Raw genomic sequence first — 22,735 nt, 5'->3', positions numbered from 1 at the left:
GGCATAAATCCCCCTAGGTCCGTAGAGCGGATATGTGGCTCGGGCCGCGCTGGGCTTTTTTCAGTGCGCAAAAAGATCCGCCTTGGCCGCTTTGGTGATGGCAACGACGCAGGGGTGTGTGATTCGCCGCTCGACAGAAATTGCGAAAAACTCCTCCAGCAAGTCTGTGGATCGGCCGATGACTTCCACCCCGAACTGGGCGGTGGTCTCGTCATCCAGCACCGTGGGAGAGGTAAAAACGCCCCTGCCTTGGCGGCCGAATGCGTTCATGAGTGCGCTGTCGTCAAACTCTCCGACCAGGCGGGGCTGCAGATGGTGCTTGTTAAGCCAATGGTCCAGCTGTTGTCGCACGGACGACATAGGCCCCTGGATCAGCATGGGTGCCCCGTGCAGGCACTGGGGAAACGGGCCTTCCAGCTGGGCGCGGAGGCTGGGGGCACACAAAAAGCTCATGCCGCTGGTTCCGAGAGGGTGGTTGAAGGCCTTTACCCCGATCTTCTTGGACACCGGCTCGTCGGCCAGCACCAAGTCGAGCTTGTGCAGGCTTAGCTGGGCGATCAACTCGGGGAACTTGCCCTCGTGGCAAGTCATGTGCACCCGTTGCGGCATGCCTAAAGAGGGTTCCAGCAGGTGGTAGGCGACCGACTTGGCAATCGAGTCGGCGACCCCTACCCGGAATTCCAGCGGCTTTTCCTGGCCGCGCGACAGGCGGATGGACTTTTCCAGTTCATCTCCCAGCGCAAAAATCTGCTCGGCATAGCCCAGAGCGACTCGGCCTTCTGCTGTCAGTTCCAGGCCACGGCCTCGTTTCCTGAACAGATCGTGGCCCAGCCATTCCTCCAGCTGTTTGATTTGCCCGGACAGTGTCTGGGGGGTCGTATGCAACTGTTCCCCGGCACGCATCACACCGCCGGCCTTGGCTGCAGTCCAGAAATACCGCAAGTGCTTGAAGTTCATGACAGAGTGGGCGAAACACTTCGAAAAAAGCGAGTAATAAAACTCAATAAAACGAATATACGCGAAGTGTCAAAATCTCTACATTGAAGGCTTGGTCCTTTCCGTGGCTCCCAGCACCGGCGAAGGAACTGTCAGCGTTCTTGAAAACAGACTCTAAGGAGTAGCAACGATGCGGATCACGACCAGAGGACAACTTGCAGTGTCGGCAATGACCGATCTGGCCTTGCGCCAGAAGATGCGGCCGGTGGCCCTGTCCACCATCAGTGCGCGCCAGGGCACGTCCCTTTCCTACCTGGAGCAGCTGTTCAGCGCCCTGCGCCGTGCCGGACTGGTAGACAGCACGCGCGGGCCCGGTGGCGGCTACACGCTGGCGCGCCGGGCGGACCAGGTGTCGGTGGCAGAGATCATCCTGGCAGTCGAAAACCTGAAGGCAGACGATCTGCAGAACCTGGGCGCTGGCCAGGCCGCGCAGGTCAAGTCCATGACCGGTGACCTGTGGTCCACCTTCAACTTGCGTGTGATGGAGTACCTGCAATCGGTGACCCTGCAGGACCTGGTGGCCCAGCAGCTCGAAAAAGGTGTGGCGTTTGAAGACCCAGCCCCCGCTGCGGCAGCCAAGCCCAAGCTCATTCCCAAGCCCCGGCCCCTGATGGCCCGGGTGGGGGTGCCCAACTCGGTGTTTGCGCTGGGCTCCATGCCCTTGCTGCAGCGCCGCTGAATCGGCCCCGGGGCGGTGCGCCCCGCAGGCTGCGGGCTACAGCTGGTGTGCGAACTGCTTGATGCCGCGCAGCAGCATTTCCACCGAAATGGCGACCAGGATCAGCCCCATCAGGCGCTCAAACGCCATCACCACGCGTTCGCCCACTAGGCGCTGGATGCGCTCGGCCATCAGCAGCACGATGGCGCACACCGCCATGGTGACGCACAGGGCGCCCACCCATTCGAGCTTGCGCTCGGGCGCCTGGGCGACCAGCAGCATCACCGTGGCCAGGGCCGAGGGGCCTGCCAGCGCCGGAATGGCCAGCGGCACGATCAGCGGTTCGCCGGGCAGCTCGGCCTGCGGGCCAACGGCTGCCGGGAAGATCATGCGCAGCGCGATGAGGAACAGCACCACCGCACCGGCGATCTGCAGTGACAGATCGCTCAGGTTCATCACCCGCAGAAACTCCGCACCGAAGAACAGGAACACCAGCAGCAGCGCAAATGCGATCAGCACCTCGCGCAGGATCACCCGCGCCCGGCGCTCGGGTGCCACGCCACGCAGCGCATTGGCAAAGATGGGGATGTTGCCCAGCGGATCCGTGATCAGCAGAAGCAGGATGGTGGCGGACGCGAAGGTGTAGCTCACGTGGCGTACACCGCGTCCAGCGAGCGGAACCCTTTGATCTCGATCGGGTTGCCGCTGGGGTCGTGGAAGAACATCGTCCACTGCTCACCCGGCTGGCCTTCAAAGCGGACCTGCGGCTCCAGCACAAAGGCGGTATCCGCCGCCTTCAGGCGTGCCGCCAGCGCATGCCAGTCGGCCAGCTCCAGGATGGCGCCGAAGTGGGGCATGGGCACCAGGTGGTCGTCGACATGGCCGGTACGGGCACTGGTAAACGGGGTGCCCAGGTGCAGCGAGATCTGGTGGCCGAAAAAATCGAAATCCACCCAGGTGTCGGTGCTCCGGCCCTCCTGGCAACCCAGCACGCCGCCATAGAAGCGGCGGGCGGCGTCGAGATCGGTGACGTGGAAGGCGAGGTGAAAGAGGCTGCGCATCCGGCGAAGGATAGCAGCCAGGGTTCTGTTCAAGGCGTGGTGTGGCGTGGCGGCTCAGGCCGCGCGGCGGTGCTGCTCGGCTTTCTCCTGGCAATGCACGCAACGCGCTGCCTCGGGCGTGGCGTGCAGGCGGGCAGCGGTGATGTGGGCGCCGCAGTCGGTGCACTCGCCATAGGTGCCCGCCTCGACGCGGGCCAGGGCTGCTTCCACGGCAGCCAGGTGAACGGTTTCGTGTTCGTCCAGTGCGAACTCCAGTTCACGCTCTGTGGCCCGCTGGGCGCGCGGGTCTTCGGACTGGCCAAAGTGTGCGGCGGCGGCCTCGGCCCGGCCGATGGTGCCGCCGCGCTGTTCGGCCAGCTGCGCCAACAGTGAGGCCTGTTGTGCCAGCAGCAGCTGGCGGTAGGGGGCGGCTTGGGTCGTGTCCATGCAAAGCTCCTGGTGCGGTCCCGATGGGAATGTATGCCCCATGGTGCGCCTGGGGGCGGTGTTGTGTGTTGACCGGGGTCAACGGGTAGTGGGACGGTGGGGTGGCCGGGCTGCGGGCCGCCACAATGTCAGATCCCTCCACCCCAGGCGCTTTGTGCGCACCTGCCATGTCCACACCCGTACCCCCGCCCGACTACCAACGCTACGAAACCCTGCGCATCGTCCGCCGTGGCGAGCAGGGCGCGGTGCTCGACATCCAGATGCGTGCGCTGAACGGCAAGCTGCCCACGGCGGGCCATCTGGGGCACCGCGAGCTGTGCGAGATCTGGCGCGACGTGAGTGCCGACGACAGTGTGCGCTGCGCCGTGCTGCGCGGCGAAGGCGCGGGCTTTTCGGGCGGCGGCGACCTGGCCATGGTGCAGGACATGACCGAGGATTTCGAGGTGCGCTGCCGGATCTGGAAAGAGGCGCGCGACCTCGTCTACAACATCGTGCACTGCGACAAGCCCATCGTTTCGGCGATCCACGGCCCGGCCGTGGGCGCGGGGCTGGTGGCGGGCCTGCTGGCCGACATCTCGATTGCGGCCAAGGGCGCGAAGATTGTGGACGGCCACACCCGCCTGGGTGTGGCGGCAGGCGACCACGCCGCCATCGTCTGGCCCCTGCTGTGCAGCATGGCCAAGGCCAAGTACTACCTGCTCTTGTGCGACCCCGTGATCGGTGAGGAGGCCGAGCGCATCGGCCTCGTCTCACTGGCCGTGGACGAGGCAGACCTGCTGCCACGCGCCTACGAGGTGGCCGACCGCCTGGCCGCCGGCTCGCAGACCGCCATCCGCTGGACCAAACACGCGCTCAACCAGTGGCTGCGCCAGGCAGGGCCGATGTTCGAGACCTCCCTGGCCCTGGAGTTCATGGGCTTCGGCGGGCCCGATGCGCGTGAGGGCGTCGCGGCCTTGCGCGAGAAGCGCGCGCCCCGGTTCTGACAGCGGCGGCTGCGGCGCCGCGCAGCCCTCCAGGAAGCGCGTACTTCGGGGGCTTACTTCTTGGGCCTCGCCAGCATTTCAGCGGTGTTGGTCTTGCGGTCGGCGTTCACCCGCTGCACATGGGGCCGCTCGCCCATGCGGGTGAGGTACTCGCGCACGGGCAGGTCCGCCAGGTAGTCGCGGCCATAGATGATCTTGGTGGCCGAGCTGACCAGCGGCAGGTGCACGATGGCCGCGCAGTCGGCCAGGGTGAAGCTGTCGCCGCCCACATAGGGGCCGAACTTTGCCAATTGGCCGAAGGCGGCAATGTTCTTGGTGAGTTGCGCGCCCACCTTCTCCTTGGCGGTGTCGCTCACCGTGCCGCCGAAGAACGCCTGGGGGTACAGATTGCGCGCCACCAGCTCCAGGTGCAGCTCCAGAAAGGTGATCAGCTCGCGCACCTTGGCGGCTTGGTAGGGATCGGCGGGGATCAGCGGGTGCTCGGGGTGGGCGGCTTCGATGTAGTCTGCGATCACCGCCGATTCGCACAGCGGGCCGTGGGGCGTGCGCAGGTAGGGCACCTTGCCCAGGGGCGAGGCGCTGCGGTCGGTTTCGCCGACCCAGGCCAGCTCTTCGCTGAAAGGGAGGCCCTTTTCGAGCAGGGCGAGCTTGACCTTGTTGTAGTAGTTACTGGCCGAAAAACCGCAGAGCGTGAGCATGGGGGTGTCTCCTGTGTTGTTGTGGATGCCTGTGCGCATCCTAGGGCGGTGCCAGGGCCGGACCCGTCGCGCAGATGACCCTGGTCAAGGCGCTGCAGTGGGAGGCACCTACAATCAGGCGCCCATGACGCCCTCCCTGCAAACCCTCCGCAGCCTTCGCTGGCTCGCCCGCCTGGTGCTGGCGTGGTTTGTGGTGTCCATGGGCGTGGCCGTGGCGTCGCCGCTGGTCAACCCGCAGGCGATGGAGCTGATCTGCTCCGGCTCGGGCGCGATCAAGCTGCTGGTCAAGACCGACGATGGTGCGCAGGAGATGCAGAGCCACACGCTCGACTGCCCCCTGTGCGCGCAGGTGGGCGCACCGCCGCCCGCTTCGCAGGCCCAGTTGCCTGCGGCCCATCCCCTGGCGCATGCACTGCGCCCCATCCCCGCTGCGCACATTGCCGCGCGCACCGCCGCGCCACTGCCGCCGCGCGGGCCCCCAGCCTTCTCCTGATTTTGCTATCTATTTGATAGCTGTCTGCGCTTGTCCATCGCGCGCAGACGGCCATTTTGGTTTGATATTCAGGAGTTGAACCCATGCGCAAAAGCCGCATGGCGCTGGCCGTGGCCAGTGCCTTTCCCATCGCCCTCACATTCACCGGCGCTGCGCCCGCATTTGCCCAGACCGCTGACAGCGCTGGCAGCACGGCCAGCAGCAACGCCCCCGTCAGGGAGCTGGGCGTGGTCACCATCAGCGGCGGCCAGCCCACGTCGCTGCCCACGCAGATCCCCACCACCATCGAGGGCGTGACGCGTGAGCAGATCGAGCATTCGATCAACGCCACCGACAGCGAAGACGCCCTCAAGTACCTGCCCAGCCTGCTGGTGCGCAAGCGCTACATCGGCGACTACAACCACGCCGTGTTGTCCACCCGCGCCTCGGGCACGGGCAACCCGGCGCGGTCCATGGTGTTTGCCGATGGGATTTTGCTGAGCAACTACCTGGGCAATGGCCCCACCAACGCGCCGCGCTGGATGCTGGTTACGCCCGAGGAGATCGAGCGTGTGGACGTGCTCTACGGCCCGTTCTCTGCCGCGTACCCAGGCAACTCTGTGGGCGCGGTGGTGGACTACGTCACCCGCATGCCGACAAAGTTTGAGGCGCACGGGCAGGTCAGCTACCAGCACCAGCCATTCGACCTGTACAACACCAACGGCACCTACGGGGGCAAGCAAGTCAGCGCCTCCGTGGGCAACAAGAACGGTGACTGGTCCTGGTTCATCAACTTCAACAAGACCGACAGCGAAGGCCAGCCGCTCACGTTCCCCACGCGCCTGGTGTCCGCAGGCACCCTGGGCAGTGCGGGCACACCCGTGACGGGCGCGGTGCTGGGCAACAACCGCAGCAACCAGCCCTGGTACCTGTTGGGCACGGCCACGCAGTACCACACGCAGCAAGACCACATCAAGGCCAAGATCGCCTACGACCTCTCGCCCACCGTGCGCGCGGCCTACACCTTCGGCTGGTGGCACAACGAATCCGAAGGGCGCCCCGTGAGCTACCTGCGCGACGCCAATGGCAATGCGGTGTACGGCGGTACGGTCAACATCAATGGCCGCTCGTTTGCGCTCACGCCCACCGACTTCAACGTTTCCAACGAAGACCTCACGCACTTCATGCACGGCCTGTCGGTCAAGAGCCGCACGCAAGGCGTGTTTGATTGGGAGGTGGCCGCCAGCCTGTACGACTACCAGACCGACACCCTGTGCGCCGCCACCGTGGCGTTGCCTGCGGCGCTGAACGGCGGGGCCGGGCGCATCGTCAACAGCAAGGGCACGGGCTGGAACACGCTGGCTGCCAAGGGCATCTGGCGGCCCGATGGCGTGCAGGGCGCGCACATTGTGGACTTTGGCCTGCAGCGCGACAGCTACCAGCTGCGCACCGTGGATAACGCCACCAACAACTGGATCAACGGCGCAACAGGCGCCCGCAACCAGGCCTTCAACGGCGACACCCAGCTGCTGGGTCTGTGGGCGCAAGACACCTGGAAGATCGCGCCGAAGTGGAAGGCCGTGCTGGGCGCCCGCGCCGAACGCTGGAGCGCCAGCAACGGCCAGACCGGCAATGCCACCACCACCGTGAGCCACCCCGAGCGCAACGAAACCTATTTCTCACCCAAGGCTGCGGTGGCCTATCAGGCCAGCGACCTGTGGGTGCTCAAGGCCTCCACCGGCCGCGCCGTGCGCATGCCCACGGTGGCCGAGCTGTACCAGGGCGGCATCAGCGGCAGCGGCACGCTCATCAACAACGATCCGAACCTGAGGCCCGAAAAGAGCTGGACCACCGAGCTGACGGCCGAGCGCGACATGGGCAACGGCCTGCTGCGCCTGACCGCGTTTTTTGAGCGCACCAAGGACGCGCTGTACTCGCAGACCAATGTGCTCGCCACCCCCAACGTGACCAACGTGCAGAACGTGGACGCCATCCGCACCAAGGGGCTGGAGCTGTCGTACCAGGCTGCCAACGTCTTCGTGCGCGGGCTGGAGCTGGGCAGCAGCCTGACCTGGACGGACTCCAAGATCACGCGCAACGACAAGTTCCCGGCCAGCGTTGGCCAATGGCAGCCGCGTATCCCCGAGTGGCGCGCCACCGCCGTGGCCACCTACCGGCCCGACGACAAATGGTCGTACACCCTGGGCGCGCGCTACAGCGGAAAGCAGTACAGCACGCTCGACAACTCCGACCCGAATGGCTTTGCCTACCAGGGCGCGAGCCGCTACTTCACCACCGATGTGCGCGTGCGCTACCAGATCACCAAAGCGGTCAGCGCCGCCGTGGGCATCGACAACCTCAACAACTACAAGTTCTGGAACTTCCACCCCTACCCACAGCGCAGCTACCTCGCTGAGCTCAAGGTCAGCCTCTGAAAGGAACACATCCCATGTCTCTCAATACTATGAAAAAGATAGCTGCGATCGCTTTTCTGTCAGGCGCAGGAGGCCTTTTTGTCTCTGCATCTGCGCATGTGGTGCTGGAGTACCAGGTCGCCCCGGCAGGCGCCAGCTACAAGGCCACCTTCAAGGTCGGCCATGGCTGTGGTGCATCGCCCACGCGGCAGATTGTGGTGGGCATCCCGGCAGGCATGCGCGGCGCGCGTCCCATGCCCAAGCCGGGCTGGGCGCTGGATGTGCAGCGCGAAAAACTCGCACTGCCCTACACCAGCCACGGCCGCAGCATCACCGAAGACGTGGTGCGCGTGACCTGGACGGCCAAGACCGCAGACGACATGCTGCAGAGCGCCCACTACGACGAATTCGTGCTGGTCGCCACCGCCCCTGAACAGGCGGGTACCGTGTACTGGCCCGTGCGCCAGGCCTGCGCCGAAGGCCGCAACGACTGGGTGGAGGTGCCCAAGGCCGGACAAAAGCTGTCGGACCTGAAGTCCCCAGCCGCCGCGCTGGAAATCCTGCCCGGCGCGGGCGCCGGTGCCCACAATCACTGATCCAACGTGGCCTTTTGCCTGCACACATCCCTTTCCTCTGCTGAACAAGGAACTTTCACCATGAAAAAACTGCTCCCCACCGCCGCCCTGGTGGCCACGTTCGCCGCTGCATTCGCCAGCGTCCCCGCCTGGGCGCAGACCGCCGCCGTCAAGGTCGAGGGCGCCTGGGCCCGTGCCAGCGTGCAGGGCCAAAAGGGCACGGGCGCGTTCATGCGCCTCACGGCGCAGGACGGCGCGCGCCTGGTGCGTGCCGAGTCACCCGCTGCGGGCGTGACCGAGGTGCACGAGATGAAGATGGACGGCGACGTGATGAAGATGCGCGCCATCCCCGCGCTGGAGCTGCCCGCTGGCAAGGCGGTGGACCTCAAGCCCGGCGGCTACCACATCATGCTGCTGGACCTGAAGGCCCCACTGGCCAAGGACACTGCCGTGCCCCTGACCCTGGTGTTCCAGGACGCCAAGGGCACCGAGAGCAAGCTCAACCTCAGCGTGCCCGTGGCCACCACGCCGCCTGGCGGCGCTGCGACACCAGCCGCTGCAGGCCACGGGCACGGCCACAAGCACTGAGGGGGGCAGGGGCGGGAATCTGCCCCTTCCGGCCGCGACGCATTGGAGTAAGCTGTGACCCCATCACAGACCCACCCAGATCCACCTCTTGCGGAGCGGCCATGAGCGACACATCCAACAACTTCGGTTTCGGCAAATTCGTCCCCGGTTTTGACTTTCTGCAAAGCCTGGCCAAGGGGGCGTCCAGCAGCATTCCGCAGTTGCCCAACCTCTCCAACTGGGTGGCCCCCACCATCAGCGTGGAAGAGCTGGAAAAGCGCATCGAAGAGCTGAAGGCCGTGCAGTTCTGGCTGGAGCAGAACTCGCGCGCGCTGGCCGCCACCATCCAGGCGCTGGAAGTGCAGAAGATGACCCTGGCCACGCTCAAGGGCATGAACTTCAGCATGGGCGACGTGGCCAACGCCTTCAAGCTCAAGACAGCCGACACCGTGATGAGCGGTGTGCAGAAAGCGGCCGACACCGTCACCGGTGCTGCCGAGGCAGTGACCAGTGCTGCAGCCCGCGTCACGGGCCGTACCGCTGCTGAAGAAGAAACCCCGGAAGAGGCCGACGCCGAGCCCGCACCTGCCGCCAAAGCCAAGCCCAAAGCCAAGGGCAAAACTGCGGCCGCCGCCGAGCCCGCCGTGGTGGACCCCATGCAGTGGTGGGGTGCGCTCACCAGCCAGTTCCAGCAGATCGCTGCCAACGCCATGAAGGACGCGGCCAAGCAGACCGCCATGGACACCACCAAGAACATGGCCACGGGCCTGGCCAAAGAAGCCCTGAAGACGGCGACAGGTATGGCAAGCCAGTTTGCCGCCAAGGGCATGCAGACCATGCAGGGCGGCGCCAAGCGCGCGGCAATATCGGGGGCCGCCAAAAAGCCTGCTGCGGCCAAGAAGCCAGCAGCGCGCACCACCCCAAAAACCGCCGCCAAGGCTGCCGCCAAGAAGGCCAGCGGCACCCGCACCCCGGCCGCCCGCAAGCGAGCGGGCTGAGGCAGCGCTTGCGGGCGGCGCGCCACCTGCGCATGCCCCCGGCACGGAGACCATCCCATGAAACTCTTCCCCACCGGCCACGCCACCCACCCGCAGTGGCGCATGGCGGCCGCGCTGGTGCTGGCGCAGCTGCGCGCCCAGATGGCGCTGCCTGAATACGCGACAACGCCCACGCTGGGCCTGCTCTATATCACCGACCACTATGGCAACGAGGCCCAGGCCCTGCTCGACTACCTGAGCGCCGAGCTGTCCGAGGTGACCGACTGGAGTGGCACCGTGGGCGTGGGCGTATCGGCCAACAACGCCGAATACTTTGACGAGCCCGCGCTGTCGGTCATGCTGCTGGATGTGCCTGCCGACCAGTACCGCGTGTTCTCGGGCGTGGCGCCGCTGCCCACGCACGCCCACCACCCGGGCAGCGGTTTTGTGGCCCACACCGCGCTGGTGCATGCCGATGGCCACACGCCCGAGCTGGCCGGGCTGCTGGCCGAGATGGCCGCGCGCACCGAGTCCGGCTACCTGTTTGGTGGGCTCAGCGCCAGTCGCACGGCCAGCGTGCAGTTTGCGGTGGGCGGCGACGGCAACATGGCCGGGCAGGGCAGTGCCAGTGGGGTGTTTGGTGGCGGTCTCTCGGGCGTGGCGTTTGATGCCGAGGTGGCGCTGGTGTCGCGCGTCACGCAGGGTTGCCAGCCCGTGGGCGCTCTGCACACCATCACCGCAGCGCAGGACAACGTAGTGCTCACGCTTGATGGCGAGCCCGCGCTCGATGTGCTGCTCGACACGCTGCAGGTGTCACTCGATGGGAGCGATCCGCAGCCCGCGCTGCGCAAGGTGCGCGCCACGCTGGCTGGGCTGGTGAATGCGGGCGAGCAGCCCCAGGGCCAGCGCCGCACGGGCCACTTTGGCACCGACACGCGGGTGCGCCACATCGTGGGGCTGGATGGCAGCCGCCGGGGCGTGGCCCTGGCCGACCAGGTGGAAGCGGGCATGCACCTGGCGTTCTGCCAGCGCAATGTGGCGGCGGCACGCGCAGACCTGATGCGCATCTGCGCCGAGATCCGCGAAGAACTGTCGCCCGAGGAACTGGAGCCCGCACCGCTGGAATCGTCACTGGGGGCGCAGGGCGGACCGGCCCCCGCACCCGGACTGCCCGCTGCCCAGGGCGCGCCCCAGACAGGGCGGCGCATTTGCGGCGCGATCTATGTGAGCTGTTCGGGCCGGGGCGGTCCGCATTTTGGCGGGCCCAGTGCCGAGCTGCAGATCGTGCGCCACGCGCTGGGTGACGTGCCACTGGCGGGGTTCTTTGCGAGCGGCGAGATCGCCCACCACCATCTGTACGGTTACACCGGCGTGTTGACCGTGTTTGTGGACAGCGAACCCTCACCGTCCTGATGTGAGAAAAGGGTGGGGGCTGACTGGCGTGCAGCAACCCCCGCCATCGCCAACGGCGGTCAGCCTGCGCCGTTGTCGTCGGTCTCGGCCTTTTCTTCGGGTGTGAGCCGCGTGGCCAGGATCTTGTCGATGGTCTTGCCATCCATGTCCACCACTTCCAGCCGCCAGTCCTCCCACTGCACGGTGTCAGTCACCTTGGGCAGGCGGCCTGTCAGCAGCATGATCATGCCGCTGAGCGTGTGGTAGCGGCCGCGTTCTTCCTCGGGCACGGCGTCGAGGCCCAGGCGGTCTTTCAGCTCGGGCACGGGGATGTGGCCGTCCAGCAGCCAGCTGCCGTCTTCGCGCTGCAGCGCCCACGAGGTCTCGGGGTCGCGCGGCTGGAACTCGCCGGTGATTGCCTCGATCAGGTCCTGCAGCGTGACGATGCCCTGCACCTCGCCGTATTCATCGATCACGAACGCCATGTGCACATCCGACAGGCGAAAGTTGTCCAGCAACTCCATGCCGGTGATGGTTTCGGGCACATACAGCGCCGTTTGCAGCGCCTGCTGGGTCAGTCCCTGGCTGCGGTCGCGCAGGGCCTTGGCCATCCACTGGCGGGCGTTGATCACGCCCAGGATGTTGTCCATGCCGCCACGCACCACCGGGAAGCGCGCGTGGTCGGATTCTTCGATGCGCTGCAGCGTCTCTTCGAACGGAGCGTCGATGTCCAGGCACACCACGTCGCCGCGCGGCACCATCAGCGAGCCGATCTGGCGGTCGTCCAGGCGGAACACATTGCGCACCATGGTGTGCTCGTGCGACTCGATCACACCGGCGGTGGTGCCTTCGACCAGCATGGCGTGGATTTCTTCCTCCGTCACCGGGCTGCCGCTGGTTTCCTTGACGCCCAACAGGCGCAGCAGCGTGCGGGTGGAGGTGGACAGCAGCAGTACAAACGGCTTCGTCGCCAGCGCCAGCAGGTTGATGGGTCGCGCCACCAGGCGCGCAAAGGTCTCGGGGTACGACTGGCCGATGCGCTTGGGCACCAGCTCGCCCACCACGATGGAGAAGTACGTGATCAGCACCACCACCAGGCCGGTGGCCGCATAGCCCCCGTAAGGAAGCGGCACGCCCAGGCGCTCCAGCCAGGCGGCCAGCGGGGCGGCCAGTGCGGCCTCGCCCACGATACCGTTGAGCACGCCGATCGACGTGATGCCGATCTGGATGGTGGAGAGAAAACGCGTGGGGTCTTCGCCCAGCTTCACGGCAGCGGCGGCACCGCTGTCGCCCTCATCAATCAGCTTTTGCAATCGGGCTTTGCGGGCCGTGACCAGAGCAATTTCTGACATGGCAAACAGGCCGTTGAGACAGATGAGGGCGAACAGTATTGCTATTTCCATACAAAGGGCGCCTTGCGCGCCCTTGGGTGTTGAGTTGCAAGCGATTGTACGGAAGGGGCGAGCGCCCCATTTTTCCGCAGGGTCGGGGGCCCACTCAGCCGCCTTCGGTGGGCAGGCCCATGGCATCCCACTCGGGCAGGCCGCCGCGCAGCCAGTACACCGATTTGAAGCCCTTGGCAGCGGCCACCTTGGCGGCCTTGTAGGACTTCCAGCATTCGGCGCCGTTGCAGGCAAAGATCACGGGCTGGGCCTTGTCCAGCTTGGGCAGCTTGTCCAGCGCCTGGAAGTCATCCTGCGCAGCGTTGAACGCCACATCCTTGAGGCTTTTTTCCACGTAGGCCGCAAACACGGCGCCCCGGATGCGTTTGGTCTTGAATTCCTTCTCGGTGCGTGTGTCCACCAGGGTGGCACCTTGCGCCAGCAGGGTCTGGGCCTCGCGTGCGGTGATGCGGCTCACCCCGGGCAGGCTGGTGGGGGTGAACAGGCCCAGCTCGGCCACCCGGCGGTATTCGTTGGCTTCGGGGCGCAAGGTGACGGGTGGCAGGCCGGTGGAGGCGGGCGTGGCGCCAAACCACTGGGCCAGCCGGTTGCGCGCGTCGGCGGGCAGGTCCTTCTTTACGACCACCGAGAACCCCCCGGGCACCGGCTGCGAGGTGGCCAGCACGCGTGCGGTGCCGGGGTGCGCGGCGGCCCATTCGGCCCAGTCGTCCTCGCGCACCACGGTGGCGTCGGTGGAGCCCAGGGTCAGGGCCGTGAGGCCCGCCTGGGGAAACTTTTCATACTGCACGGCACGCAGGTCCTGGAACGAGAGCCCGGCCTCGTTGAGCATGCCGCGCGCCATGTAGGTGTAGATGGAGTCCTGCTGCGGCAGGTAGAGCCTGCGGCCCTTCATGGCGGGCACGGCGTCGATCTGCACCAGCCCCACCAGCAGGTATTTGTCGGACTTGTGGGTGGCTCCCACCAGCTCGTAGCCCCGCTGCAGGGCCGAGGCCGCCACCTGGGCCGGGCCGATGAAGATGTCGTAGCCCGCGCTGCGGGTAGCGCGCATCACGTCGGCCAGGTCGTCGCTGGTGGCCAGGGCCACGGGCTGGCCCGAGGCCTTGGCCAGGCCCGACTCGGCCGCCGTGCGCAGGATGGAATGCGCGGCCTTGCGTGCGGTGGGCTCCACCGCCACGATGGCCGTGAGCTGGGCCAGCGCCGCGCTGCAGCCCAGGCCCCAGCACAGCAGTGCGGCCAGGCGGATGTGGTGACGGGTGCGGGGGGCCTGGGGGTTTTTGTAGGTGTTCATAGCATCGCCCTTTCTCTTTCTCTCTCTGCCGAAGCGGCGAATATGCCCACGCCGCCTGACATGCGTGCGGATGTTTCTGATGTTTTGTATTTGTTACTTCTGTTAACGCAATGTTGCGTGCGGTGGGCCGGGGCTGCCGCACAGAATGCGGGCTGCCTCCGTGTCGGCCTGAGGAGGCTGCCGCCGGGCCGGGCCATTCCGCCTGCCCATTCCACCCCCCATTCGGAGACCTTCGCATGACACATTCCACGACCTTGCCGCGCCGCCATTTGCTGGCCGGAAGCGCTGCCGCCCTGGGCGCGCTGGGCCTGGCCGGATGGACGGGCACCGCCCGGGCCCAGCAGGCGACCGCTGCCGCTGTCAAGCCGCTGCCCGCCTATGCAGGCTGGAAGACACCAGACGCCCTCATCGTGCACAGCACCAGCACGCTGGAGACGCGGCGCTCTGCATTCGGCACCAGCGTCATCACGCCCTCCAACCAGCTGTATGTGCGCAACAACCTGCCCGCACCCGATGCCGCCATCCTCGACAACCGCGATGGCTGGACCGTGGCGATCGAAGGGGTCAAGAACCCGCGCAGCCTGACACTGGCCGAACTCAAGACCCTGGGCGTGGAAACCGTGGCCACCGTGCTGCAGTGCTCGGGCAACGGCCGGGGCTTTTTCCCCAGCAAGCCCAGCGGCACACCCTGGTCGGTGGGTGCTGCGGGCTGTGTGGTCTGGAGTGGCGTGCCGCTGCGCAATGTGGTGGCGGCTCTGGGCGGGCTGGCCGACGGCGCGGCCTACCTGACCGGCACGGGCGGCGAGAAACTGCCCGAGGGCGTGGACCCGCTCACCGTGCTGGTAGAGCGCTCGGTGCCCGTGAAGGCGATGGACGATGCGCTGCTGGCCTGGGAGATGAACGGCGAGCCGCTGTCGCTGGCCCATGGCGGCCCGCTGCGGCTGGTGGTGCCCGGTTACCAGGGCGTGAACAACATCAAGTACGTCAAGCGCGTGGCCTTTGGCAGCGCGCAGTCGCAGGCACGCATCATGTCGCACGGCTACCGCATGTCGCCGCCCGGCAGCAAGGCCAGCCCCGACCAGCCTTCGGTCTGGGAGATGGGGGTGAAGTCCTGGATCAACGGCCCGCTGCCCGACAAGGGCGCACTCAAGCCCGGCCAGGTGCAGGTGCATGGCGTGGCATTTGGTGGCACACGCGGCATCAAGGGCGTGGAGGTGTCGGTTGATGGTGGCAAGACCTGGCAGGCGGCCAAGCTCATCGGCCCCGACCTGGGCCCGTTTGCCTGGCGACAGTTTGCGCTGCCCGTGCGCCTGGAGGCGGGCAGCCATGTGCTGGCCAGCCGCGCCACCGACACGGCGGGCAATGTGCAGGCCGAGCAGCGCGAGGAAAACCTGGGCGGCTACAACAACGCCAGCTGGCGCGACCACGCTGTCACCGTGACCGTCGCCTGACATGGGTAGATTGAACCGAGCACGCCGCCTTGCCGTGGCGGCGTGGGCCGCTGGCGCCTGTGCGGCGGCTGGGGCTGCCGACCCCGCCGAACTGGCACGCGGCAAGGAGCTGTTCACCAAGATCCAGCCTGCCTGCGCCGTGTGTCACACACTGCAGGCCGCCGGTGCCGAGGGCCAGGTGGGCCCGGTGCTGGACGAGCTGAAACCCGACGCAGGCCGCGTGCTGCGCGCGCTCAAGGCGGGCATCGGCGTGATGCCGTCCTATGCCGAGCGCATGAGCGAGAAGGACATGCAGGCTGTGGCTCAGTTCGTGGCGCATGCCACGGGCGCGGCCAAGTAGGCGCAGCCTTTCGCAGCGGTTGCAGCAGCGCTGCCTCGCTGCAACCGCATGCAGCTTCAGGCCGCCGTGCGCGACGGCACCAGCGCCGCCCCGGCTGCGCGCCCCTGCAAGCCCTGGAACGCAAAGTCCACCTCGGGCACCCGGCCGCTCACGATGTCGGCCAGCGCCTTGCCCGAGCCGCAGGCGTGCGTCCAGCCCAGCGTGCCGTGGCCGGTGTTGAGGAACAGGTTGCCCACCTTCGTCTTGCCGATCAGTGGCACATTGCTGGGCGTGGCAGGGCGCAGGCCGCTCCAGAACTGCGCCTGGGTGGTGTCGCCTGCGCCGGGGAAGAGCTGCTCCACACGCCGCACGATGGCCTCGCAGCGCACCTGGTTCAGGTGGCGGTCATAGCCGTTCAGCTCCGCCGTGCCCGCAATGCGCAGGCGGTCGCCGCCGCGTTCGCTGGTGTAGCGAGAGAACACGAGCTTGAACTCATCGTCCGTCAGGCTCACCTGGTGCGCCTTGGACGCGTCCTTCACCGGCATGGTCACCGAGTAGCCCTTGGCCGGGTAGATGGGCAGCTGGATGCCCAGCGGCTGCGCCAGCAGCGGGCTGAACGAGCCCATGGCCAGCACAAACGCATCGCCGCGCACACGCTCGAAGCGGCCTTCGGCGTTGGTCACTTCCACATGGTCGATGCGGCCACCTGCCTCGCGCAAGGCGGTGATGTGGTGGCCCATGCGGAACCGCACGCCCGCCGCCTCGCACAGCTTGGCCAACTCGCGCGTGAACTGGTTGGCGTCGCCGGATTCATCTTCGGCCGTGAACGTGGCGCCGGCCAGCTGCGGGCGGATATGGGCCAGGGCAGGCTCGATGCGCACGGCCTCGTCGGCGCTGATGACCTGGCGCTCGCAGCCCAGCGCGCGCATCTGCTCGGCAGGGGCCAGGGCGCCGTCAAATTCTTTTTGATCGGTATAGAAGTGCAGGATGCCCTGCGTGCGCTGGTCGTACTGGAGGCCGGTGGCCGCGCGCAGCTGCTGCAGCGTGTCGCGGCTGTAGGTGCCCAGGCGCACGATCTGCTCGATGTTATGGCGCGTGCGCGCTGGCGTGCAGTTGCGCAGGAAGGACAGGCCCCACAGCCACTGCCGCATGTCGGCGCGCAGGCGAAACAGCAATGGCGCGTCCTCTTTGCCCAGCCACTGCAGCACCTTGAGCGGCGCACTGGGATTGGCCCAGGGCTCGGCGTGGCTCACCGAGATCTGGCCGCCGTTGGCAAAGCTGGTCTCGGCGCCGGGCGTGCCCTGGCGGTCGATGACGGTCACCTCGTGACCCAGTTGCGAAAGGAAATAAGCCGAAGTCACGCCGAGCAAGCCGGCGCCGAGAACGATCACGCGCATTTTTGAAGCCTTTTAAGGGGTCTGCGCCTGATGGGTGTGCGGTAGCAGCTACTAAATCAATAGCAAGCAGCTGGCGCATATCCGCCAGGCTGCCGCTCCCCCTGTCCTTGGTACCTGAGAGATTCACCGCCATCCCACCCGGGCTGCGGTTTGCTCCTTCGGTGCGCCACCACGCTGCGGACAGGTGGTGGCGGCTCTCCAGACGGCTTTGAAAAATGGTGCAGTACGGGACCTGAGCGTGTATGGGAGTTTGCGCCTTCGGTGCACAGCGGGCGTTGCCGCCGTGCTCTCCTGCGGGGGCCATTCTAGGAGCGCCCGGCGCGCAGAAAACGGCTTCTGCGCGCTAATGGACCGCAATCGTTGCTGATGCTGGCGCCTTAGAACGTGTTTACGATCTTTTCGGGGCCGCGTTGGGGCGCAATCGGGATGAGTGGATGCTTCGGATGCGCCGCATGGGCTCGTGCCCATGCAAGCAGTCGAGGCTTCCAATCGCCCGATTTCGCCCCAACCCTTCGGGCAAGTGCCTTGCCGGGCCGTCTGCGGCGTTGCGGCGCTGGTGGATAGCCGGGCTATCCACTGCGCACCGCGCCTTGCATCCCATCCCGGCAAGGTACTTGCGCGGCCCTGCAAAGATCGTAAACACGTTCTTAGGGCCCGGTGGCCGGTAGCCATAATTTGCCAACATCCCTGACCCTGGAGCCGCCCCATGCCCGATACCGCCTTTGATCCACAGACCAGTGCCGCCGTGCTCACCATGGCCCGCCAGGGGCGCACGCCCCGCCCGTTCGACCTGCCCACGGCACTGCGCCCGCAGAACGCCGCCCAGGCTTATGCCGTGCAGGACGCAGTGGTGCGCGAGCGCGGCGAAGTCGCGGGCTGGAAGGTGGGCGCGGCATCGCCCGATGCGCTGCCCGCGCGCGCGGCGCTCACCCGCGATTCGGTGTGGGTGGCGCAGACCCCGCACGCCGGGGAGGCCGCAGTCCACCTGCCCGCCGCCGGTTTTGCGGTGCTGGGGGTGGAGGCGGAACTGGTCTACGAACTGGGCACCGACCTGCTCCCGCGCGCAACGCCCTACAGCGCAGCTGAGGTGCGCGCGGCCCTGGTGTCGGTGCGGGCCGCCATCGAAGTGTGCGACACGCGTTTTGCCGCCTGGGCCCGACAGGGCGAATGGAGCCGCCTGGCCGACCAGGCCTGCCATGGCGCCCTGGTGGTGGGCACAGGCACGGCCGATGTGGCGGCGGTGCAGCCGCTGGCGCAGGGTGTGGATCTGTGGGTGAACGAGTCGGTGGCCGTGCAGCACACCCGCTGGGGCAACCCGGCGGGCGACCCGCTGCTGCTGCTGGCCTGGCTGGCCAACGAAGGCGCGCACAGCCTGGGCGGGCTGCGCGCGGGCCAGTGGGTGACGACGGGCTCGTGCACCGGCACTGTGCTGGTGGCGCCGGGCACCCGGGTGGTGGCGGACTTCCCGGGCCTGGGCCGGGCAGAGCTGGTGTTTGACTGACCTGCCTGCCGGTCAGCACAGCCCTCGGCCCGGTGCCTGCCCGTCAGCGGCGATACGGGTTGTCGGGGCTGCGGTCGTGGCGGTTGGACACGCCATCGCCATCGCGGTCACGGTCGTGGCGGTTGGGAACACCGTCACCGTCGCGGTCCCAGCCGCCGGGCTGCATATTCCAGCGGCCGCCATGTTCCACCCAGCGCGGCTCGCGGTAGTGATAGCCCGGGCGGGCCTTCACCCAGTGGCCTTGTAGCCAGACATGGCGGTGGCCGCGCCACTCCCAGTGGCCAGGCACCCAGACCATGCCCCGGCGTGGGTGGGGCGCGGCTTCGTAGCGGGGGGGCGGGGGCGCCTGGTACTGCACCACCACTGGCGCAGGGCCGTGGTAGCGGGGCGCGTCCGTGCCGATGACAACGGTGGCGCTGGTGTGCTGCGCGTGCGCCGCCGTGGCGGCACCCAGCGTCAGCAGGGCGATGGATACAGCGGCGAGTGCATTGCGGGCCATGGTGAACTCCTCAAAATGATTCCTGTCGGAACCGGAGCCTTCATGCTGCGGGCTCTGCGTCAAGCCGGTGTAGTCGAATTGCGAAGTGTTGTGAAGTTGTGTTTCCTGGGGCGGAGGCGCATAGGAGGAGTGTGATTTTTTTCACGCTCGCGGTGGGGCTCATCGCCACCAGATCACCACGGCCAGCAGCATCAGCGCCACCCAGGCGGGGTGGCGCCCCTCGGTGGCAAAGAACACCAGCAGCCCGCAGGCCAGCGTGGCGCCCGCCGCCACATCGGCCACCCAGGCGCCCAGGCCCGCGTCCACAGGCACCGTGCCCAGGCGCCACAGCAGCGCGCTGAAAGCCCAGCCCAGCACTGTCACCAGGTGCCAGCTGCCCCAGAGGATGCGAACATGCCCCTCGCGCAGCACGGGCTGGCCGCCCGTGGGCACCACGCCACGCAGGCGCAGCGAGCGGAACACCAGGATTTCTCCGAGCACGGAATGGGCGGCGCCCACCAGGGCCAGGCCCAGGGCGGCAAGGACCAGCGATGTATTCATGTTTTTTCTCCTCCCGGTGTCTATCTTGTTCGTGAAGGGGGCGGTCAAGGGTTGGCGCCGGTGGGTGTGAGCCAATGTGCTCCCCGGGTGTGCACCCGTGCGCCCAGCTGCGTGAGCAGGTGCATCAGGCCCATCCACATGCGCTCGAACGCGGGCATCTCACTGGGCACCTGCTGCAGGTGGCGGCCCAGCATGCGCTGGTCTGCGGGGGGCGTCAGCGGCGGTGGGGTCTTGGTGCCAAAGTCGAACACGGCTTGTGTGAATGGCTCAATCTGCCAGGCCTGCATCACGGCCAGGGCCGGGGCCAGGTCGGTGCGGTAGGTGGGCAGGCTCACATCGGCCCCGGCCAGGCCCAGGGCCTGGTAGGCCTGCAGCACCAGCGCATGGAGCTCTGGGTCGTCCGCTGGCCGTAGCAGTGCCGACCAGGCCTGCGTGACCTGCGCGCGAAACCCGGTGGACAGGCTGCGCGTGCAGCCAAAGTCCAGCACGCCCACCGTGCCATCGGGCGCAAACAGAAAGTTGCCCGGGTGCGGGTCGGCATGCACCCGGCCCAGCACAAAGATGCAGTGCATGAACCAGTCCCACAGGTGCTGCCCGGCCTGGTCGCGCTGCGCCTGCGTGGGCTGGGTGGCCAGCCAGGCCTGCAGCGGCTGGCCGGGCACAAACTGCTGCGTGAGCACCTGGGCGCGGGTGTGCGACAGGATGGGCCGGGCCATCACCACCCCCGGCTGCGCGGCGTGCTGGGCAAACCATTGCAGCTGTTCGGCCTCTTGCAGGTAGTCCACCTCGCGCAGCAGGGTGGCCTCGATCTCGGTCATTACGCTGTCCATCACCGCGTCGGTGGGCAGGGGCAGGTCGGTGTGGGCCAGGGCGCGCAGCGCGGTGCGCATGAGCTGCATGTCGTTGGCAATGGTGGCGGCGATGCCGGGGTACTGCACCTTGACGGCCACCGTGCCGTGGCCTGCGAGCTGCGCGCGGTGCACCTGGCCCAGGCTGGCGGCGGCAAACGCGGTGGGCTCGAAATGGTCGAACAGCGCCTCGGGCTCCTGCCCGAAGGCCTGGCGGAACACGCGGCCCACCAGCGCGCGGTTGAGCGGCGGGGCCTGGTGGTGGGCGCGCGCCAGCTCGCGCCGCACGCCCTCAGGCAGCAGCTGCGGGTGCATGCTGAGCAGCTGCGACACCTTGAGCGCCGAGCCCCGCAGCTGCCCCAGTGCGCCAAACAGGATGCGGCCCAGCGCGGCCTCGTGCTCGGCCTGTGCCTGGGCGGAGCGCTTGCGCGTGCGATGCCCCAGTTCGGCCATGCCGATGCGCGCCGCTGCCAGCCCGGTGATGGCGCTGCGGGCCAGCTTGCCGGTGCGCGGGGCCTCAGCCTTGGCCATGTTCTGCCAGGCGCTGTGCCGTGCCGCGTTCAATCACGCGGTGGATGGGCGTGATCACCGCCATGTACGCATGGCCCAGCGTGTTGTGGATGTGCACCACCGTGCTCAGCACCACCCGGGGCGCGGCGCCGGGGGCGGCGGGCTGTTTGCAGATGGACACCTGCACGTCCAGGTGCTTGTCGTCCTGGCCCATCACCACCTCGGTGTCGCTCAGGTGGCGGATGCGGAAGATGCCGACACGGTCGCCCACGCGGTAGCTGCGGGCGTCGCGCAGCGGGCGGCCACTGGCGGGCGGGTGGCCGTCGTGCAGCTGGCCCAGGTCTTTCAGGCCCACCAGGCGCACGGCCTTGTTGCGCACGAACATGAGGGCGCGCGTCCATGCCGGGGTGCGGGCCGCCACGTCCAGCCACGACTGCAGGGCCGAGCGCGCGGGGTGCCGGTCGGCCACTTCGTAGGCGTCAAAAAAATCGGCCCCGGGCAGGGTGGCGTGGATGGCCGTGCCGGGCGGCACCTGGGTGGCGCGCACGGTGGTGGGGGCGGCGGTGGCAGTGGGCGGGGTCATGGGGCGCTCTTCTTCTTGCGGGGCGTGGCGGGCTTCGTTGCGGCCGGGGCGCTGGGTGCGCGTTTGGCGCGGCGTGGTGGCGCCGCCGGGGGCTCAGGGCTGCGCTGGGCGGGGGATGCGTGTGGCGGGGCACTGCCCAGCGTCTGCCGCGCCAGTTGCAGCATGCCCAGCAGGCCGCTGCCGTGCTGGGCCATGCGCGCCATCTGGCTGCGCAGCACAAAGCCGCCCAGCTGCGCCACGCGGTTGACCAGGCCCACGCGCAGCGCCTGCACCAGCACACCGAGCGACAGGTCCACCAGCTGCGTGGTGTCGGCGAATTCGTCGGAGGTGTCGGCCAGCCAATAGCTCACCACGCCCGCGAGGTAGTCGGTGTAGAGGCTGCCCGCCAGGCCCTTGAAGTCGCAGGGCTCGATCTCGCCGCTGGCCTCGGCGGCTTCCAGAAAACCGGCCACCGCGTCGCGCAGGCCCTGGCGCGCCGCCAGGGGTTCGGCCAGCATCGACAGCGGCGAGCGCCGCGCCAGGCTGCGCACCTGGGCCACAAATTCGCGGTCGGCCAGCAGGCGCTCCAGCACCGCGTCGGTCAGGCGCTGCAGCTTTTCCTGCAGGCTGTAGCCGCCAAACCCCGGGGTCTTCAGCGTGTCGGCCAGCGCCTGTTGGACGGTGTCGTCCAGGTAGCCGACCACGATGCGGTCTTTGGTGGGGAAGTATTTGTAGATCGTCGCATCGCCAATGCCTGCAGCGCGCGCGATGTCCTTCATCGTCGTGCCATCGAAGCCTTGGCGGGTCATGAGGTCCACCGCGCTGGCCACGATCTGGCGGCGCGTGGCGTCTTGTTGCTGGCGGGTGGTTTTCATTTAACTATCTTTAAATTAACAAAATTTGTTATTTAAAGAATAGTAAATTTCTTTTGTTGCGTCAACTGGTGCGTGCAGGCCCGGCGTGCGCCCACTGCGCCGCACGCGGCATGCGAGGGGGGCTGGGCTCAGTCCTCGGGCACGAAGATCTGTTCGATGGACCGCTGCAGCACCTGGGCGATCTTGAAGGCCAGGGGCAGACTGGGGTCGTACTTGCCCGCTTCGATGGAGTGCACCGTCTGGCGGCTCACGCCCAGTGCATCGGCCAGCGCCTGCTGGGTCATGCCGCGGTCCTGCCGCAGGGCTTTGAGGTGGTTGCGCAT

25 protein-coding genes and 1 riboswitch are annotated in these 22,735 nt (G+C 67.5%); of the genes, 11 read left to right on the top strand and 14 right to left on the bottom strand.

What is annotated here, in order from left to right:
• Positions 1 to 60: 60 nt before the first annotated feature.
• Complete coding sequence (gene nhaR, locus ACSQ3O_RS24235; protein ID WP_436140740.1) at positions 61 to 957, bottom strand: transcriptional activator NhaR; 897 nt, start codon at positions 955 to 957, stop codon at positions 61 to 63.
• A 169-nt stretch (positions 958 to 1,126) separates the two neighbouring features.
• Here nhaR and ACSQ3O_RS24230 point away from each other — a divergent pair, with 169 nt between their 5' ends.
• Positions 1,127 to 1,675, top strand: a complete 549-nt coding sequence (locus ACSQ3O_RS24230) for an Rrf2 family transcriptional regulator (RefSeq protein WP_137747548.1) — start codon at positions 1,127 to 1,129, stop codon at positions 1,673 to 1,675.
• A 36-nt stretch (positions 1,676 to 1,711) separates the two neighbouring features.
• Here the strand turns inward: ACSQ3O_RS24230 and ACSQ3O_RS24225 are convergent, their stop codons facing one another.
• Genes ACSQ3O_RS24225 through ACSQ3O_RS24215 form a run of 3 tightly spaced genes read right to left on the bottom strand, consistent with a single transcriptional unit; the run spans position 1,712 to position 3,141 of the window.
• Positions 1,712 to 2,305, bottom strand: coding sequence for a MarC family protein (locus ACSQ3O_RS24225; protein WP_436140739.1), 594 nt, complete (start codon positions 2,303 to 2,305; stop codon positions 1,712 to 1,714).
• A complete protein-coding gene (locus tag ACSQ3O_RS24220) occupies positions 2,302 to 2,715 on the bottom strand; it encodes a VOC family protein (protein ID WP_436140738.1) in 414 nt (137 codons plus the stop codon). The genes ACSQ3O_RS24225 and ACSQ3O_RS24220 overlap by 4 nt, the downstream gene beginning before the upstream one ends.
• 54 nt (positions 2,716 to 2,769) lie before the next feature.
• On the bottom strand, positions 2,770 to 3,141 hold the full coding sequence (locus ACSQ3O_RS24215) for a TraR/DksA family transcriptional regulator (RefSeq protein WP_298456025.1): 372 nt from the start codon (positions 3,139 to 3,141) through the stop codon (positions 2,770 to 2,772).
• Positions 3,142 to 3,308: 167 nt separating this feature from the next.
• Here ACSQ3O_RS24215 and ACSQ3O_RS24210 point away from each other — a divergent pair, with 167 nt between their 5' ends.
• The gene (locus ACSQ3O_RS24210) at positions 3,309 to 4,124 is read left to right on the top strand and encodes an enoyl-CoA hydratase/isomerase family protein (RefSeq protein ID WP_298456022.1); all 816 of its coding nucleotides are present in this window, start codon (positions 3,309 to 3,311) and stop codon (positions 4,122 to 4,124) included.
• A 53-nt stretch (positions 4,125 to 4,177) separates the two neighbouring features.
• Here the strand turns inward: ACSQ3O_RS24210 and ACSQ3O_RS24205 are convergent, their stop codons facing one another.
• A complete protein-coding gene (locus tag ACSQ3O_RS24205; RefSeq protein WP_436140737.1) occupies positions 4,178 to 4,822 on the bottom strand; it encodes a glutathione S-transferase in 645 nt (214 codons plus the stop codon).
• A 124-nt stretch (positions 4,823 to 4,946) separates the two neighbouring features.
• On the opposite strand from ACSQ3O_RS24205, the gene ACSQ3O_RS24200 reads away from it, so the two are divergent.
• From ACSQ3O_RS24200 to ACSQ3O_RS24175, 6 genes are all read left to right on the top strand, one after another.
• A complete protein-coding gene (locus ACSQ3O_RS24200; RefSeq protein WP_436140736.1) occupies positions 4,947 to 5,315 on the top strand; it encodes a DUF2946 family protein in 369 nt (122 codons plus the stop codon).
• Positions 5,316 to 5,398: 83 nt separating this feature from the next.
• Complete coding sequence (locus tag ACSQ3O_RS24195) at positions 5,399 to 7,729, top strand: TonB-dependent receptor (protein WP_436140735.1); 2,331 nt, start codon at positions 5,399 to 5,401, stop codon at positions 7,727 to 7,729.
• A gap of 14 nt (positions 7,730 to 7,743) precedes the next feature.
• Complete coding sequence (locus ACSQ3O_RS24190) at positions 7,744 to 8,304, top strand: YcnI family copper-binding membrane protein (protein WP_436140734.1); 561 nt, start codon at positions 7,744 to 7,746, stop codon at positions 8,302 to 8,304.
• A 60-nt stretch (positions 8,305 to 8,364) separates the two neighbouring features.
• Entirely contained in the window at positions 8,365 to 8,871 is a 507-nt protein-coding gene (locus ACSQ3O_RS24185) for a copper chaperone PCu(A)C (protein ID WP_436140733.1), read from the top strand.
• Positions 8,872 to 8,972: 101 nt separating this feature from the next.
• Positions 8,973 to 9,848, top strand: coding sequence for a PhaM family polyhydroxyalkanoate granule multifunctional regulatory protein (locus tag ACSQ3O_RS24180; protein ID WP_436140732.1), 876 nt, complete (start codon positions 8,973 to 8,975; stop codon positions 9,846 to 9,848).
• 57 nt (positions 9,849 to 9,905) lie between these two features.
• Complete coding sequence (locus ACSQ3O_RS24175; protein ID WP_436140731.1) at positions 9,906 to 11,240, top strand: FIST signal transduction protein; 1,335 nt, start codon at positions 9,906 to 9,908, stop codon at positions 11,238 to 11,240.
• A gap of 59 nt (positions 11,241 to 11,299) precedes the next feature.
• On the opposite strand, the gene ACSQ3O_RS24170 is transcribed toward ACSQ3O_RS24175, so the two are convergent.
• Together ACSQ3O_RS24170 and ACSQ3O_RS24165 are read right to left on the bottom strand one after the other, a co-directional pair.
• The gene (locus ACSQ3O_RS24170) at positions 11,300 to 12,622 is read right to left on the bottom strand and encodes a hemolysin family protein (RefSeq protein WP_137747559.1); all 1,323 of its coding nucleotides are present in this window, start codon (positions 12,620 to 12,622) and stop codon (positions 11,300 to 11,302) included.
• Between the two features lie 94 nt (positions 12,623 to 12,716).
• On the bottom strand, positions 12,717 to 13,910 hold the full coding sequence (locus ACSQ3O_RS24165; RefSeq protein ID WP_436140730.1) for a rhodanese-like domain-containing protein: 1,194 nt from the start codon (positions 13,908 to 13,910) through the stop codon (positions 12,717 to 12,719).
• Between the two features lie 236 nt (positions 13,911 to 14,146).
• On the opposite strand from ACSQ3O_RS24165, the gene ACSQ3O_RS24160 reads away from it, so the two are divergent.
• Positions 14,147 to 15,361 carry a sulfite oxidase gene (locus ACSQ3O_RS24160; RefSeq protein WP_436140729.1) on the top strand — a complete coding sequence of 405 codons (1,215 nt, stop codon included), beginning with the start codon at positions 14,147 to 14,149 and terminating at the stop codon, positions 15,359 to 15,361.
• 1 nt (position 15,362) lies between these two features.
• A complete protein-coding gene (locus ACSQ3O_RS24155; RefSeq protein WP_137747562.1) occupies positions 15,363 to 15,701 on the top strand; it encodes a c-type cytochrome in 339 nt (112 codons plus the stop codon).
• A gap of 56 nt (positions 15,702 to 15,757) precedes the next feature.
• On the opposite strand, the gene ACSQ3O_RS24150 is transcribed toward ACSQ3O_RS24155, so the two are convergent.
• Positions 15,758 to 17,077, bottom strand: coding sequence for a D-amino acid dehydrogenase (locus ACSQ3O_RS24150; RefSeq protein WP_291469071.1), 1,320 nt, complete (start codon positions 17,075 to 17,077; stop codon positions 15,758 to 15,760).
• A 91-nt stretch (positions 17,078 to 17,168) separates the two neighbouring features.
• Positions 17,169 to 17,289, bottom strand: a riboswitch (glycine riboswitch).
• A 494-nt stretch (positions 17,290 to 17,783) separates the two neighbouring features.
• On the opposite strand from ACSQ3O_RS24150, the gene ACSQ3O_RS24145 reads away from it, so the two are divergent.
• Positions 17,784 to 18,578 (top strand): 2-keto-4-pentenoate hydratase, encoded by a 795-nt coding sequence (locus ACSQ3O_RS24145; RefSeq protein WP_436140728.1) that lies wholly within the window; start codon positions 17,784 to 17,786, stop codon positions 18,576 to 18,578.
• 43 nt (positions 18,579 to 18,621) lie between these two features.
• Here the strand turns inward: ACSQ3O_RS24145 and ACSQ3O_RS24140 are convergent, their stop codons facing one another.
• The 6 genes from ACSQ3O_RS24140 to ACSQ3O_RS24115 form a co-directional block, all read right to left on the bottom strand.
• Entirely contained in the window at positions 18,622 to 19,077 is a 456-nt protein-coding gene (locus ACSQ3O_RS24140) for a YXWGXW repeat-containing protein (RefSeq protein WP_137747565.1), read from the bottom strand.
• A gap of 159 nt (positions 19,078 to 19,236) precedes the next feature.
• Positions 19,237 to 19,617, bottom strand: a complete 381-nt coding sequence (locus tag ACSQ3O_RS24135; protein WP_436140727.1) for a hypothetical protein — start codon at positions 19,615 to 19,617, stop codon at positions 19,237 to 19,239.
• A 44-nt stretch (positions 19,618 to 19,661) separates the two neighbouring features.
• Complete coding sequence (locus ACSQ3O_RS24130) at positions 19,662 to 20,996, bottom strand: ABC1 kinase family protein (protein ID WP_436140726.1); 1,335 nt, start codon at positions 20,994 to 20,996, stop codon at positions 19,662 to 19,664.
• Positions 20,983 to 21,558: a DUF2867 domain-containing protein gene (locus ACSQ3O_RS24125; RefSeq protein ID WP_436140725.1), complete on the bottom strand. Its 576-nt coding sequence runs from the start codon at positions 21,556 to 21,558 to the stop codon at positions 20,983 to 20,985. Before ACSQ3O_RS24125 ends, ACSQ3O_RS24130 begins: the two co-directional genes overlap by 14 nt.
• Positions 21,555 to 22,412: a TetR/AcrR family transcriptional regulator gene (locus ACSQ3O_RS24120; protein WP_137747569.1), complete on the bottom strand. Its 858-nt coding sequence runs from the start codon at positions 22,410 to 22,412 to the stop codon at positions 21,555 to 21,557. The genes ACSQ3O_RS24125 and ACSQ3O_RS24120 overlap by 4 nt, the downstream gene beginning before the upstream one ends.
• Before the next feature lie 128 nt (positions 22,413 to 22,540).
• On the bottom strand, positions 22,541 to 22,735 hold the full coding sequence (locus tag ACSQ3O_RS24115; RefSeq protein ID WP_137747570.1) for a helix-turn-helix transcriptional regulator: 195 nt from the start codon (positions 22,733 to 22,735) through the stop codon (positions 22,541 to 22,543).

It is taken from the genome of Acidovorax sp. LjRoot74 (assembly GCF_964254355.1).
Classification (GTDB): Bacteria; Pseudomonadota; Gammaproteobacteria; order Burkholderiales; family Burkholderiaceae_C; genus Acidovorax.
The sequence above is the reverse complement of the archived record's forward strand: the minus strand, read 5'-3'. Positions and strand labels throughout refer to the sequence as shown.